The organism is Mycobacterium sp. NGS29, assembly GCF_059812965.1.
On the sequence record NZ_JCALDR010000001.1, the window covers coordinates 63,517 to 78,926 of the forward strand.

General features: G+C 62.7%; 11 protein-coding genes. 4 read left to right on the forward strand and 7 right to left on the reverse strand.

All coding sequences use genetic code 11. The features are described from left to right. Positions 1–307: 307 nt before the first annotated feature. On the forward strand, positions 308–3,409 hold the full coding sequence (locus AC5Y5Z_RS00305; protein ID WP_499923151.1) for a DEAD/DEAH box helicase: 3,102 nt from the start codon (positions 308–310) through the stop codon (positions 3,407–3,409). A 38-nt stretch (positions 3,410–3,447) separates the two neighbouring features. On the opposite strand, the gene AC5Y5Z_RS00310 is transcribed toward AC5Y5Z_RS00305, so the two are convergent. Beyond that, positions 3,448–4,509, reverse strand: a complete 1,062-nt coding sequence (locus tag AC5Y5Z_RS00310; RefSeq protein WP_499922727.1) for a DUF8808 domain-containing protein — start codon at positions 4,507–4,509, stop codon at positions 3,448–3,450. A gap of 299 nt (positions 4,510–4,808) precedes the next feature. Here AC5Y5Z_RS00310 and AC5Y5Z_RS00315 point away from each other — a divergent pair, with 299 nt between their 5' ends. Beyond that, positions 4,809–5,564, forward strand: coding sequence for an esterase (locus AC5Y5Z_RS00315; RefSeq protein WP_499922729.1), 756 nt, complete (start codon positions 4,809–4,811; stop codon positions 5,562–5,564). Between the two features lie 169 nt (positions 5,565–5,733). Continuing rightward, positions 5,734–7,203: a PE family protein gene (locus tag AC5Y5Z_RS00320; protein WP_499922731.1), complete on the forward strand. Its 1,470-nt coding sequence runs from the start codon at positions 5,734–5,736 to the stop codon at positions 7,201–7,203. A gap of 21 nt (positions 7,204–7,224) precedes the next feature. Here the strand turns inward: AC5Y5Z_RS00320 and asnB are convergent, their stop codons facing one another. Then, positions 7,225–9,141 (reverse strand): asparagine synthase (glutamine-hydrolyzing), encoded by a 1,917-nt coding sequence (asnB, locus tag AC5Y5Z_RS00325; RefSeq protein ID WP_499922732.1) that lies wholly within the window; start codon positions 9,139–9,141, stop codon positions 7,225–7,227. Positions 9,142–9,255: 114 nt separating this feature from the next. Next, entirely contained in the window at positions 9,256–9,822 is a 567-nt protein-coding gene (locus tag AC5Y5Z_RS00330) for a dihydrofolate reductase family protein (protein ID WP_463824696.1), read from the reverse strand. 145 nt (positions 9,823–9,967) lie between these two features. Between AC5Y5Z_RS00330 and AC5Y5Z_RS00335 the strand changes: the two genes are divergently transcribed. Further along, positions 9,968–10,405 (forward strand): hypothetical protein, encoded by a 438-nt coding sequence (locus AC5Y5Z_RS00335; protein ID WP_499922733.1) that lies wholly within the window; start codon positions 9,968–9,970, stop codon positions 10,403–10,405. A gap of 10 nt (positions 10,406–10,415) precedes the next feature. Here AC5Y5Z_RS00335 and AC5Y5Z_RS00340 read toward each other — a convergent pair whose 3' ends face one another. The 4 genes from AC5Y5Z_RS00340 to AC5Y5Z_RS00355 form a co-directional block, all read right to left on the reverse strand. Next, positions 10,416–11,072 (reverse strand): TNT domain-containing protein, encoded by a 657-nt coding sequence (locus AC5Y5Z_RS00340; RefSeq protein WP_463824694.1) that lies wholly within the window; start codon positions 11,070–11,072, stop codon positions 10,416–10,418. 85 nt (positions 11,073–11,157) lie between these two features. Continuing rightward, on the reverse strand, positions 11,158–13,110 hold the full coding sequence (locus tag AC5Y5Z_RS00345; RefSeq protein WP_499922735.1) for an aconitate hydratase: 1,953 nt from the start codon (positions 13,108–13,110) through the stop codon (positions 11,158–11,160). A gap of 67 nt (positions 13,111–13,177) precedes the next feature. Continuing rightward, positions 13,178–14,419, reverse strand: a complete 1,242-nt coding sequence (locus tag AC5Y5Z_RS00350; RefSeq protein WP_499922737.1) for a putative hexosyltransferase — start codon at positions 14,417–14,419, stop codon at positions 13,178–13,180. Positions 14,420–14,585: 166 nt separating this feature from the next. After that, positions 14,586–15,104 carry a hypothetical protein gene (locus AC5Y5Z_RS00355; protein ID WP_499923153.1) on the reverse strand — a complete coding sequence of 173 codons (519 nt, stop codon included), beginning with the start codon at positions 15,102–15,104 and terminating at the stop codon, positions 14,586–14,588. Between the last annotated feature and the right edge of the window lie 306 nt (positions 15,105–15,410).

The window sequence follows — 15,410 nt, forward strand, 5'->3', positions numbered from 1 at the left end:
GTGAGAGTACGAGACAAACCGGTACGCACGTGCCAAAACGACGAAAATATCTAATCTCGATTACTTTTTCGAAAGCGTCCGCGATCACTCTCTGCCCGCGTAAACTCCGCTCACCGCAAGAGGTGGTTTGCTGTGTCATGAGGTGCGGTTGCCGGAGGTCAAATAACAATTCGCGCGGGAACCGCAGCCATCAGCGAAAGCTCGAGACAACTTGTCGGCTCACTTACTCTGTCTCCGGCGGGAACGCTCCGTCGCGGTAACGCGGACGAAAGGATCGTAGGTCGCAGTGCCCGCCACTGACCCAGCCATGCACGCAGGAGTCTACGAATCGCTGCTTACGGGACGTCTCTACCAACAGCTCGCCGAACAGGATGGCGTGCGCGCGCTGTACGCAAACATCGACGAGGCCGAACATGCATTGGCGATCGCCCGTCACCTCGAGCCAATCATTGAGCGCGCCATGCGCGCAGCTGCGACCTCGGAGGCGCGCGTAGAACTCGTTCGGAAGATCCTGGCAGTGCTGCCGGATGCCTCGGCAGCAGTCGAGACCCTGCATCCGCTGGAACCCTCCACCATCACACGCCTCGAGGAAATTGCGAACGCAACCGAACTCAATGTCGCCCGTCTCCCACGACCAGCTACCCCTTTTTCCGATGCAGCGCTCATGACCAATGCGCGGAACGAACCTACGCTCGCTGCTGAGCTTCGCGCCGAACTCGCTAGTGCTGACAACGTCGATCTGCTTTGTGCGTTCGTCAAGTGGCAAGGCCTGCGTCTGCTAGAGGAACAGCTGAATGGATTGCGTCAACGCAACATCCCGCTTCGGGTCATCACAACGACGTATCTCGGTGCCACGGATGCGCGAGCTCTTGATGCGCTGGTAAACGAGTTTGGGGCCGAGGTTCGAGTCAATTATGAAACTGATCGAACACGCTTGCATGCCAAAGCCTGGATGTTGCGTCGTAACAGCGGCTTTCATACCGCCTACGTTGGTTCAAGCAATCTTTCACATGCTGCCTTAGTGGACGGACTTGAATGGAACGTTCGCCTCTCGGCAATGTCGACACCGCACCTGCTTGAGAAGTTCCGGGCTACGTTCGATTCCTACTGGGAAAACAGAGAATTCGAACTCTACCGCCCGGACGATGATGGCGACCGCCTGCGCATTGCGCTTGAGACGGCGTCCGGGACCCGAAAGCGTGACCCTCTCGCCGTGACTCTGTCGGGTTTGGAGGTTCACCCCAAACCCTTTCAGGCTGAGATGCTCGAAGAGCTTGACGGCGAACGCACTATCCACGACCGTCACCGCAACCTCATCGTGGCAGCAACTGGCACCGGCAAGACAGTCATCGCCGCTCTGGACTACCGACAGCTGGTGCGGGACGTGCACGGCCGGAACCTCACGCTGCTTTTCGTCGCGCACCGTAAGGAGATCCTGGCTCAGTCACAACGCATCTATCGAGAAGTTTTGACGGATGCAACATTTGGGGAACTGCTTGTTGATGGAAACGAGCCGTCCTCGTGGCGTCACGTGTTCGCCAGCATTCAGTCGCTTACCCACGCGAGAATTTCCCGCATCAAGCCAGATCACTTCGATGTGGTGGTGGTTGACGAATTCCATCATGCGGAGGCAGCTTCCTACCGAAGACTACTTCAACACATCAATCCTGTTGAGCTGCTTGGTCTTACCGCGACTCCGGAGCGGACAGATGGTGTCGACATTCGCAACTTTTTCGATGGACGAGTCGCAGCAGAGCTGCGGCTGTGGGAGGCGCTTGAGCAGAACTTGCTTTGCCCGTTCCACTACTTCGGTATCCACGACGGGACTGATCTCGAGCAAGTTCAATGGCGCCGCGGGGGCTACGACCTGTCAGCTCTAAGTAACATTTACACCGCGGATGACGCCCGTGTACGCATCGTGTTGAAGGAACTAAACGACAAGGTCGCCGACGTCGCTGCTATGCGCGCCTTGGGTTTCTGCGTCAGCGTTGAACACGCTCGCTACATGGCCCACCGGTTCGTCGACGCTGGAGTGCCTGCCCGCGCCATTTCAGCTGACACATCTGCTATCGATCGTCGCGAGGCACTCAAGGCGCTGCGCGACCGTGACGTCAACGTGCTTTTCGCAGTCGATCTCTTCAACGAGGGCCTCGACATCCCAGAGGTCGACACGGTGCTGTTTTTGCGCCCCACCGAGAGCGCGACGGTGTTCCTGCAACAACTGGGTCGCGGACTGCGGCTAGTCCAAGGCAAGACTGTGCTTACGGCGCTGGATTTCGTTGGACATCAACGACGAGAATTTCGCTTCGACCACCGGTTTAAGGCACTCTCCGGGGTCAGTGGTAGGAAGTTGCAGCAACAAATCAAAGAAGGCTTTCCGTTTCTGCCGTCGGGTAGTCAGATCGTGCTCGATTCCGTCGCGCGCGAATTGGTGTTGGAAAACGTGCGACAACAGGTTGCTCCTAAGCGTGCTGCGCTTGCAGCCGAGGTACGCGATTTCACCGGAAACCAGCTCGCGCCGTACCTCAGTGAGTTCGGGCGAGCCTTGGAAGATGTGCTCAGAAGTGATCGGTCATGGACCACGCTGTGTCGTGATGCGGGAAAATTGGGTCCTACCGTCGGTCCCAACGAGGCAACGCTAATCAGACGAGTTCGAGCCGTTGCGCACGTCGACGACCGTACGCGTTGGACGGCCTACCGTGCGATCCTTCGTGGAACCGCCAGCACGGATAGTGTTGCCGAGCAACGGTTGGCGGACATGTTGTTCTACTCGTTGAATCCTGCTGGCGGCGGATTCCCCAGTCCTGCAGCAGGTCTCGAGACCCTTCGAAATGAGATTGTCGTGGATGAGCTCGACCAAGTGATCGACATTGCATTCGACGGCGCTCGCCGAAGTACCTATCCCCTGGGAAGTCTCATCCCCGCCCTGACACAAGTACCGCTGGAACTCCACGCGAGTTACTCTCGCGAGGAAATCCTTGCTGCACTCGGGTTTGCGTCGCTGAGGCGCACCCCTAGCACGATGCGAGAGGGAGTCGCCTGGTGCGATTCGGTTAGCGCAGACGCTTTCCTGATCACGCTGAAGAAAACCGATTGCGACTATTCGCCAACGACGATGTACCGCGACTTCGCGATTAGTCCGGATCTGTTTCATTGGGAATCGCAGTCGACCACGTCTTCGACCTCACCGACGGGGCAGCGATACATTCATCACCACGAACGTGGTTCTCACATATTGCTTTTCGTGCGGGAATCGAAAACAAGTGCCTTCGGTGCTTCACCTTACGTGTTTCTAGGTCCAGCGCAATATGTTTCGCACGAAGGGGACCGGCCCATGGCGATCACCTGGCGGTTGTTCCGGTCAATGCCGACCGAGGTTTACCAAGCAGCCACCGTGGCGGTGGCGTAGCTGGCACTGTCGACGAAATACTGACTGAACGTGAAGAGCTAGATCCACGCGGGCGGAAAGCTGATGTCGAGGCGCGCAGACCGCTTATAGCCTGACCATGTCGGAATCCCTGCGGGTTGCCCCCGGTAGATACCTCTGGCAGCGGATACGACGCGCGTGTGCTGGGTCGGCCATTGCAGGTCTGAGGCAATCTGTTCGAGAATGTCACGTTCGCGGCCAAGTACCCGGTCAATAATGGCGACCGCTGGCAGAGCGCCACTCTTGTCCCCGTTGCAACGTGCGCACGCTAGTACCAGGTTCGAAAGTCCGTCAATGCCAACGATCGACCACGGGAGCACGTGATCAATCGGATTGTTGGCCGGCAGTTGCGTTTCGCAGTAGAAGCATTTCGGCCCGAACGCTTCTTTGAACGGCTCGCGCACGGCCCCCAACGCGGTGCGTTCTCGACCAAACAGATGCCCCGCTACGTCAGGAACCGCGGCGTCGAGGAACTTGTTCATGCGGCGAACGTCGTTGACCCACATGATTTCCAAGGCAGGCTTCAACAGGCCCGCCAGTCGGGCAAGGCCGTGGGCCACACCGGGTTTTAGCTGGATTGCGTCACCGTGTGCGCGCAGCGTCGATCGCGAAATCTGATCATGCAGGAACGAGTCGTCGTAGAGAAATTGGTCGCTCGTCGACGAGCCCCGTAGTTTCTGCAGCCGGTGCAGCGGCTGCTGAGCCAGGCAAGACACCACCTCATCGATGGCGCGGTCATACGCCGCTGGGGCACGTAGCCGCGCCGTGTCGACTGAGCTCGTGCCGCGACCAGCTACAGCGCGCAAGCCCAGGGTGGCGGACAGTATCCGTGCGCGAGGCTGCGTTGATTGCCGCAATTCTTGGCCGTCGAACGGTTTCACCTGCTGCCAGTAAATTTCCAGCACTCGGTGTGCCAGCTCGGCGAGGGGCACATCGAGGACGTCGCCAGGCTGATCAGGGAGATTTTCGATGCAGTGCTCGATGAGAGACATCAATGTCGCCAGCTTGTAGGTGGCTGTGCGCAGCCCTGTTTCGAGGATCGCGACTACTCGCTGGCCGAGCACCAGGGCATCATCGTCCATTACTGCAAACCCAACCTGGTGGTGACAACACCCCGTGATCCTGCACCTACCTAGTATGGCGAGGCGCCCCCTAGTCTGGGACAAGGGCGACCTGCTCTCCGACATCATCGGCAGCGTGCGCCCGTCATCAATGCCCGAAGAGCGGGTTACTGTCGGGGCCGCCACCCGCACGCCCCGCCCGACCTTCCACCCGCACGTCGCCAACCAGCGCAAACCCCGGCGGATTTACCTCCTACAAGCACTTCACGCTAACGTCGCATGCGCGGCGCGCTGCCGCGTTTGCTCGGAGGGATTCACATATGCGCCTGTTCAACGTCGCCGTACTCGTCACGGCTGGCACCATCTTCAGTTCTCCTGCCCTCGCGGTAGCCGCACCAAAGGATTACTGCGCCGACCTCAAGGGCAACAGCACCGGCAGCTCGTGTGAGATCCAGGTCACCGACCCCGCGTACACCGTCGACATCAGCATCCCGCTCGATTACCCCAACCAGCAGCCGATTGCTGACTACATCTCCCAGACCCGCGAGACGTTCATTAACGCGGCCAAAGGCGCGCCCCAAGGCCAACCCGCCGAGCTGAAGATCAAGCCGTCGGAATACAGCTCGGCAATTCCGCCGCGCGGCACGCAGGCTGTGGTGTTCAAGGTGTACCAAAACGTGGGCGCACAACCGCGGACCACGTTCAAGGCGTTCAATTACGACCAGACCTATCGCAAGGAAATCCTCTACACGGCCAAGCCGGACGACAAGAAAAATACGCCGTTGTGGCGGGTCGACGATCCGCTGAGGGTCGTAGCGCCCGTCGTCCAAGCGGAACTGCAGAAGCAGCAAGCACCGCCCGCACCGCCCGCGCAACCGGGACAGCCGGCCACGACCGCACCGGCACCGGCGCCGGCATTGCCGATCTCACAAACGGCGTTGAACGACCCCGCCAACTACCAGAATTTCGCGGTGGTCAACGAAGGGGTGATCTTCTTCTTCGACCAGGGCACCCTGCTGCCCGACGCGGTGCAGGTGTTGGTGCCTCGGTCGGCGATCGACCCGATGCTTGCTTGACGACCCACCTCGCACCCGCAGCACCTCAGTCCCGCTCGAACAAACTGAGGTAGCCAACTACTCAATCCCACTGCGATTCCCCTGGTTACGGTCGAAATCTCGACGTCGTCCAGGTCGGCGAAGAAACCCCGGACACCGTCCCGGGCCGATACGCGGTAGGAGAACAGCAGTGTCGTACGTATTTGCTGTGCCGGATTGGGTGGGCTCGGCGGCTGCGGACATGGCGCGCATCGGATCGTCTCTGCAAACCGCGAATGCGTCCGCGGCGGTCTCGACCAGCACCGTCCTCAGTGCGGCCGGGGACGAGGTCTCCGCCGCGATCGCCGCCATGTTCTCCGACTACGGGCGGGAGTACCAGGCGCTCAGCGCCCGGTTGTCGACATTCCACGATCAGTTCGCGACCGCTCTTTCCGGGGCCGGAACTGCCTACGCCGCGGCCGAGGCGGCCAGCGCAAACCCGCTGGAAGCCCTTGCACAGGGCGTGCTGAACGTGATCAACGCGCCCACCAACGCTTTGCTGGGCCGTCCGCTGATCGGCAACGGCGCCGACGGCGCGGCCGGGACCGGTCAGAACGGTGGCGCAGGCGGATTGCTGTTCGGCAATGGCGGCGCCGGCGGCTCAGGAGTTGCCGGCGGTGGCACCGGCGGGCGAGGCGGCGATGCCGGGTTGTTCGGTGACGGCGGCCGCGGAGGGGCCGGTGGAATCGGTTCGACCGGAATCCAGGGCGCCGACACCGTCACGCGCAACGGAGGCGTCGGCGGCACCGGTGGCCGGGGCGGGGCCGGCGGCACCGGCGGATTGCTGTGGGGCAACGGCGGCGCCGGTGGCACCGGAGGTGCCGGTGGCTGGGGAGGCTACGGCGCCACGGCCCCGAACGCCGGAGTTGCCGGGGGCACCGGGGGCACCGGTGGCACCGGAGGCATGGGCGGTCCCGGCGGCGCCCACTTGTCCCTGCTCGGCCACGACGGCGCCGCGGGACAGCTGGGCGACGGCGGCCGCGGCGGCAACGGCGGCAGCGGTTCCATCTACGGTGGCACCGGCGGCCTCGGCGGTGACGGAGGCATGGGTGCCAACGGTGGCCGCGGCGGCGACGGTGGCAGTGTCTCGGCCGAAGCGAGCGGCACGAATAGCACCGACGTCACCGGCGGTATCGGCGGCAAAGGTGGCACCGGCATCGCCGGAGTTGGCGGAGACGGCGGCAACGGAGGCAGCGCGTACATCCGGGCCGGCAGCGGAACCGGAAACGCCATCGGCGGCCAAGGCGGGATGGGCGGCACCGGAACCACCGTCGGCGGAAACGGCGGTGACGGGGGACCCGGCTCGCTCATGGGTTACAACTATGGCCCAGGCGGGGGAAGCGGTTATGCGATCGGCGGTGCCGGTGGCATGGGTGGAACCGGCCCTACCGGCGGCCGCGGCGGCGACGCCGCTTACGCCTTGAACTGGGGAAGCGGCACCGCCACCGGCGGCCACGGCGGCTACGGCGGTACGGGCAATCCCGGTCACGGAGGTAGCGGCGGAGAGGGCGGCGACGCCATGGCGACCACGCTGGCAAAAGCCTCCGCAGGTTCTGGTGGCATGCCCGGAACCGGGGGAGGCGGCTCAGTCGGCGAGTCGGGAACGGCCAGCAAGCTGTAGGTCCCGGACAACAGATGCGATTTACGTCATCGAAAACAGCTGCTGCATCACGATCACGCTCGCCACCCGCTGCAGGCCGCCTTCTACTGCGATCCGCTGATCGTCGGGCGACTCGAGCAATTGATCGAGCGCCGTGGAAACTCTGTTCATGTCGTAGATCGGCTGGTCTTTCGCCGCTTGCGAAGCAAAAGTATCCCGGTAGAAAGCGAGCATCGGGTCGTTCGGGTCGCGCGTCGGCGGCGTGGTGAACGGATGCTTCTGTCGGTCGTACACCTCGGGTATCAGCACGTCTTTCGCCGCTTCGCGCAGCACATGCTTTTCGCGAATTCCCTTGATTTTCATGCTGACTGGCACGCGGGCCGCGGCCTCGGCGACACGGTGGTCCAGGAACGGCACCCGCCCTTCGATGGAGTGCGCCATCTCCATCCGATCGGCCAGGTAATTCAGGATGAAGTTCGGCAGGACCGTTTTGGCGTTGATGTACAGCACCTGATTCAGGTGATCGCGTGCAGTGACGCGCTGTGCAATCGGCAACCGATCCAGCGACGACACCAGCGGCTGGTACGCCCGGACCCAGTCCGGCAGGTCGTCGCGCAATAATGGCGCCACGCTATTGGTCTGCGCCGCACCGACATTCAGCGTTGCCGGCAGCCAGCCGAGTCTGCGCTCCACCGCCTGCATCTCGGGGCTGCTTACCTGTTCGGGCATCATCAGCGCACGCGTTGCAGCATTGGCGCCGAGCATCTCATCGAGGAGTTTCAATCTCTGGTCGGCGCGCAATGTCTTGTCGTCGTTCAGCGCATCGACGCGGTAGTAGGGATACCCGCCCAGCATCTCGTCGGCGCCCTCACCGGTGAACACCACCTTGATGCCGGCGGCCCGGACGGCACGGCTCAGCAGATACTTGGCCACGCCGTGGCCGTTGAACATCTGCGTCTCGGCATGCCAGATCGCATCCGCGAAGGACTCGGCGATCTCACGCCCGGTGATCGGAATCGGGTGATACGTCGCACCGACCCGCTTGGCCTGTTCTTCGGCGACCCGGGCCTCGTCGTAAAGCGGATTCTCGAAGGTGAGGGTGAACGCGCGAATGGGCCGGTTCAGTTCCTGCTGCGCCAGCCCCAGGACGGCACACGAGTCGATGCCACCGCTGAGATACGACGCGACCTCGACATCGGCGACCAGCCGCTCCCGCACCGCGTCCTGCAGCGCGTGACGGAAGTCGGCGACGACCTCTGCTTCACTTCGTGTGTCTGCGCGCATCTGATCAGCCGTCGGGATCTCCCAATCCCAGTACGCATAGATGCGGACAACGCCATCTCGCGCAATCGCATAACACCCCGGCGGCACGGTGCTGATCCCGGCGAACTCGGTCTTCTCGTGGGATCTGCCGAACCCTCCGGTAGCACCCTCGAGGTCCCATCGGGCCGGCACGCCCAACGCCAGCAACGCCTTGATCTCCGACGCGAAGTACACGTCGCCGTCCACCGCCGCGTAGTAAAGCGGTTTGACGCCGAACCGATCCCGGATCGCATACATGGCGCGCTGCCGTTCGTCAGCGATGATCACCGCGAACTCGCCGCGCAGCTGCGTCGCCGCCTGGATACCCTGCTCGGCGTAGAGGTGCAGCGCGATCTCGCTGTCGCTGGCGGTGGAGAACGAATACCCGTTGGCACGAAGGCGCTCGCGAATCTCGCGGTAACCGTAGAACTCACCGTTGACGACCAGGTGCACCACGCCATCCGGGCTTGTCATCGGCTGAGTCCCGTTGTGCAGACCGATGATTGACAACCGTGTGTGTCCGAGCGTCCACTGCCCGTCGCGCGAGGTCCAGGTGCCACAGCCATCGGGCCCGCGGTGCTCCAACAGCTTGAGCGCGGCGTCACGCCGCTCGGTCGCAAGGCCGCGGCGCGTCATCGCAGCGAAGATTCCGCACATCGGTGTGCCCTTTCAAGACGTCCACGGTCACGCGCCAACTGGGCACGAACACACGTCACCGAGTCGGCAACGCTGCTGTTGGAGCCTAACGCCGCGGGCCTTCCGGCCAGCACATCAGTCGTGTTTCGCTGCGTACCGCAGCAGGACCGTGCCACCCGGAAAGGTGCGATTCTCCAACAGCCGCAACGAGATCCACGACGGCAGTGTCGGGAAGAACGGGATGCCGCCGCCCACCGCGGTGGGCGCCACCACCAGCCGGTATTCATCCACCAGTCCGGCCGCAACGATCGGTGCGGCCAGCGTCGCGCCGGCCACCTCCAGGGTGCCGTCGGTGTCGGCCTTCAGCTTGCGCACCACCTCGACCGGGTCGCCGCGTTCCAGCCGGGAGTTCCAGTCGACGGACTCCAGGGTGCGCGAAAACACGACCTTGGGCATATCGCGCCAGGTGCGGGCGTAGTCGACGATGAATGGGGTGGCGTCCGGGTCCTGGTCGGCGGTCGGCCAGTACGCGGACATCAGTTCGTAGAGTCGCCGCCCGTAGAACGACAGGGCGGTCTCCCGCTCGAAGTCGTTCCAGTACTGGTGCAGTTCGTCGCTTGGTGCAGACCAGTCGATGTTGCCCTGCGCGTCGGCGATGTACCCGTCCACCGACACGTTGAAGCCATAGATGAGTTTGCCCATGCAGATCAGACTGCACCGCAGGACCACATTCATCGCGGCGCCACGCGAGCGGGCAAGACTGCACGCAACGGGCAACTCCATTTACTCCGTCACTGTGCTATAGCAAATTGAGGAGCTCACACGTCATCAGGGAGGACTCGGCGTCATGTCAATCTCACGAGGCATCGTCACACTCGCCCTGCTTGCCGGGTGGGGGACGGTCGGGTCCGCCGGAACCGCGTGGGCGGCACCCGTAATGAGCGGACACTACCTGTCGACCGTGACTTCGGATTCGGGTGAGATCACCACGAGCGATTGGTATTTCACCCCGTGCGGGGAAGGGTGCGCGTCGGTCGCCAACACACCCGGCGCCCCAGCCTTCGGCAACGCGCGCATGGTCAACGGTCAGTGGACACTGGTCTGGCATTCGGACGCGTTCTGTCCGGGCGGATCGCGGGTTCCCGACGTGTACGTCAGCTACGCGACCTGGGATCCGATCACCCTGGAAGGCAAAGACGACTCAGGCATCGCCACCCCGATCTGCGGGTCGGGTGGTAGGCCGCCGCGCGTGACGCAGCATCTGCAACTCACTGCAGTCGGGTGAGCGGCTTGGGTTAGCCGTCGAGCCCGTACTTCGGCGGCACCTCGATGAGCTGGCCGGCGGCCAACAGGTCTTTCACCCTGGTGTTGCCGAGAAAGTACTGGTAGCCACCGCCCGGCTGGCCGGCGAAGTCTTTGATTTTCCCGTACTGGACCGTCAGCTCTTTCACGACGCAGTAAACGTGATAGTTGGCTTCGGGGGAGCCTTTGTAAGTGTTGAGGGATTGCGGCGGCAAACCCCGAGACGCGAACGGGGTGTGCTTCTCGTTGGCGAGGAAGTTCGCTTCGTCGGGTTTCCCGAACCGGTCGAACAAGTGACCCTTCTTCATGGTGAACGGCTTAGCTTCACCGGCGAACCCGAAGTTGGTCGGCCATTTCCACCCGTTGGTTTGGTCGTAGTACTTGTCCAGAAAAGCTTTGGGTTCCAGCGGCGGCGTGCCGAGTCGTTGGTAACCGACCAGCAGTCGCTTCACCGGCCCGGTGGGCAGAGTGTTGGGTCCCAGGATGTTGCCGGAATACGGGGCCGGGACGGGGAAAGGCTGGGAGTCTGCCGCTGCGGGTTCTCCGGTCCCGGCTTCCGGGCACTGCTGGTCCGCCTTCGCGGTAGCGGGAGATACGAGAGAAAGGCACACTGCGATCAACGCGCCGATGACCAGAGATTGGCTCCGCATCCAAAGCTCCTTCAGATTTGCTGTCTAGGCCCGAATATGGACCCTAGCGGATCGCTGCGTTGTCGTCCTCCTGTTCGCCCGGCCCCTACTTCTCCTCTTCCGCAATCCGCGGAATCAACCCACCGGCCAACACATCTTTCACCTGGCGCGGTGAAAGTCGGTGTCGCACAGTAAAAGTCGAGTCTTTGTCGACGATCGAGACCTCGAAAGACTCCTCTTTCTCCAGCTGATCGAGCCCCTCGATGCGCAGTTTGTCGTCCTGGTCGACAGCGTCGTAGTCATCCGGATCGTCGAACTCGAGTGCCAAAATCCCGTAGTTGGCCAGGTTTTGCCAGTGGATGCGCGCGAACGACTTGGCGATCACCACCCGCAGCCCCAGATAGCGCGGTGCGATCGCGGCATGCTCGCGAGACGAGCCCTGCCCGTAATTCTCGCCGGCCACGATGATGTGCCCTGTCTCCTCAGCCTCCTGCGCCCGCTTCGGGTAGGAGTCGTCGACCCGCATGAAACTGAACTCCGCCAGCTTCGGGATGTTGGATCGGTAGGGCAGCGCCTGCACGCCGGCCGGGGAGATCTCGTCGGTCGAGATGTTGTCCCCGACTTTCAGGAGCACCGGCGCCTCCACCTCGTCGGGCAAGGGCGACAGTTCCGGCAGGCTGGAGATGTTCGGTCCCTTCACCGGCTCCACCTTGGCCGCCTCGTCGGGATCCAATGGGGGTACGAGCATGGCGGTATTCACCGAATTCTCTTCGGGCAGATCAAGTTTCGGGTAGTCCATGCCGACATCAGCAGCCCAGTCCCGCGGATCAGTGATCTGTCCCGTCAACGCCGACGCCGCAGCGGTTTCCGGCGAGCACAACCAGACCGCGTCTTCCTTCGTGCCCGACCGGCCCGGGAAGTTGCGCGGCATGGTGCGCAATGAGTTGCGACCCACCGCCGGCGCCTGGCCCATGCCAATGCACCCCATGCAGCCGGCCTGGTGGATGCGGGCGCCGCCCATGACGAGTTCCAGCGTCGCGCCCATCTTCGTCAGGTCCGCCAGGATCTCTCGGGACGTCGGGTTGATGTCGAAGCTGACCTCCGGGGCGGTTTGGCGCCCAGCGACCATCGCCGCCGCGATCGCGAAATCGCGCAACCCCGGGTTGGCGCTGGACCCGATCACCGCCTGTGCAATCTCCTCGCCGGCCACCTCCCGCACCGGCACCACATTGCCGGGCGAGGACGGCTTTGCGATCAGCGGCTCGATCTCGGACAAATCGATGGTGTCCTCGACGTCGTACTCCGCCCCGTCGTCGGCCAGCAACTCGACCCAGTCGTCTTCGCGTCCCTCGGCGCGCAGGAACGCCTTGACGGCGTCGTCACTGGGGAACACCGTCGTCGTCGCACCGAGTTCGGCCCCCATGTTCGCGATCACGTGCCGGTCCATCGCAGTCAGGTTCGCCAGCCCCGGACCGTAGTACTCGATAATCCGGTTCACCCCACCCTTGACGTCATGTCGGCGCAGCATCTCCAGGATCACGTCCTTGGCCGAGCACCACTGCGGAAGTTCGCCCTCCAACCGGATGCCCCACACCTCGGGCATACGGATATGCAGCGGTCGTCCGCTGATGGCTAGCGCCACCTCGAGTCCGCCGACGCCGATCGCAAGCATGCCCAACGATCCGGCGGCCGGGGTGTGCGAGTCCGACCCCACCATGGTCTTGCCGGGGATGCCGAAGCGCTGCATGTGCGTGGGATGCGAAACGCCGTTGCCCGGTTTGGAGAACCACAGCCCGAACCGCTGGGCTGCGGTGCGCAGGTACTCGTGATCCTCGGCGTTCTTCTCGTCGCCCTGCAGCAGGTTGTGATCGACATACTGCACGCTCACATCGGTCTGCGCCCGGTCGAGTTTGAGTGCTTCGAGTTCCTGCATCACCAGCGTGCCGGTTGCATCCTGGGTCAATGTCTGGTCGATATGGATCGCGATCTCTTCGCCCGGTGTCATCTCGCCGTCTTCTAGGTGCGAATCAATCAGTTTCTGGGCGACATTCATGGACATGGTGGCTCCCTCCAGATGCGCGACAGTGCACTGGAAAGGGGAATACCCTCGAATGGCCGCGTCTAGCTCACCCGACGAAATCCTTCGTCACGTACAGGTAGTGGATGATCGTGGCCTGCGCGACGAGCATGGCCAGCGCGATGGTCACTACCACCACCCGCGCTGGTCGGTACTTCGCGTATATCAATGCCAGGACAAGGTAAATACTCAAACATGGCAGCGCATAGCGGTGGACGGCCACCAAACTGCTGTTGATCGAAAAGAAGACGATCGAGCACAGGCCGAAAATACCGAGCGGAATGCCCTTGCCCCGGTACCCCCATAACAGGTAGACGGAGCAGGCGAAGAGCACGGTGAGACATAACAGGGGAATGGCGAAATTCACGGTGATGTCATTGTCGAAACCGCGCGGGCCGAAGACAGCTTTGCCGGCTTCCCGGAAGTTCCGGTAGAGGGTAAAGACGACGTTCGGTTCGAACGTCAGGTAATTCCACGATTTGTCCGTCTTGTAGGCACTGAACATGGCGAAGAAGTCTCGGCGCACATCCAGCAAATAAAAGCCGTACAGTAGAAATCCTGCAGGTGCCAGCAGAAAGTAGGCAAGGTTGCGATTGATCGCCGCGCGGACACGCCACCGGTAGGCGCGAAGGTATTCCAGTCCGCACAGCCCGACAAAGAGGAGCGACGGCAGCCGCGTTGCCGTCAGAAATGCCAGCATGACCGCCATCGGGAGCCAGCGTCGTTGCAGTGCAAAGGCATACGCCCAGAATGCGAGTGCGACAAAGACAGCCTCGGTATAGAACTGGTGCATGAAGATCGCGGCCGGTGCCGCGAGGAACATCACCACACTGACGAAGCGGTATTTCGTCAACCCGAATTCGCGGCAGATGGTCAGCAGTGCCGCAATGGCGAAGCCGAGAGCAACAGTATTGACCAGCAAACAGAGCTGAGGATACGGAATGCTGTGAAACGTGACGGCCGACAGGGCGCCGACGATCGAAGGGAACAGCGGATAGAAAGCGGGCGACATCGGATTCTGGGTGTAATGCTCGTTGAGGATATTGAGATACCAGACCGCATCCCACTTCATGATGTGCTCGAGGAAGCCAGTCCTATCCGGGAGCAGCAGGGCGCCGAGCAGCGTGGCGAACGTTTGCCACCCCAGCGCCACAATGAATGCGATCGCAATATCGGAAGCCAGGACCGCTTTCAGCCATCGGTTGCTCGCGGTGGGCGTGGGCGTCGGCGCAGCCGCTGAATCGGCCGCGTGCTGAGCGACCGAACGCTCAGCCACGACTTCTTGCGTCACCCGATCCTGCTTGCGCTCGGCCCGTACGTCATGCGCCCTCCTCGACAGGCGTCGCTGCAATGTGCCTGCGCCGCCGATTCGTGTTTACCTACCCACTTGCGCAGGAATTTCCACGCTGAGGTGGAAGCGCGCTATCGACGTTCAGGAAGCTTGCCCGGTCAGGCGCCTACGAGCAAAACGTGTAGCCGATGAACTGCCGGTCAGCGGTACCGGAGGGGTAGTTCGTATAGTGCGCCGCGGGCATTCCGTTGTACTGGGCGTTCATCTTTTGTACCGCGGGCGGGGGAACACCTTTACCGAAGGCCAGAATCAGATCCGCGAATATCTTGAGGCCCTCGCGGCAACCGGAGTTCGCCCGCGGCGGCTGCGGGTTCCACGCACGCACGACGACCTCATGGGTGACCTGGTAGCCGGCGGCGCAATTGGGATCGCAGATCTTGAAGACGGCCACGCCGGTCCCGTCGGCACCCTGGGACCCCCAGGAACTCCACACGACGTCCTGCAGTGCGACGGCGACGCTGGCGCACCCCACGATCTTGAGCTTGGCCGGCCGTTCGTCCGGCGGGACTGTGCGGCTGTAACAGCCGGGAATGGCGAAGGTCGTCGCCGGGGTCGCGGTGTGCACGGGCGTCCTATCCGGGTGGCGCGTCACCTGTGTGGCAACGACCCCGACACCACCGATCATCGCGACTACCAAAGCGAAGAAGACCGCTGCTCGGGTGCCGCGGGGTGCCGCACGCCCCCGGCTCGACCAACGGTCGGTGGATTTGACGCTCACGGCCAACAGGTTTACCGCGTTAGGCCACAATCACACCCGATTGGGCGGGACTGTTAACCGAGTCGTCATGCCGCGCGGGCCGTGCGACACCCATCACCGGGGCCCCGGCATGCGCAGGAATCCCAGATCTTCTACTAACCTGGGGCATCAGCACGAGCCATCATCAAGGGGTGACGCGTTGATTCGCCGGCCGGTGGGATGGCGACAAGGAAG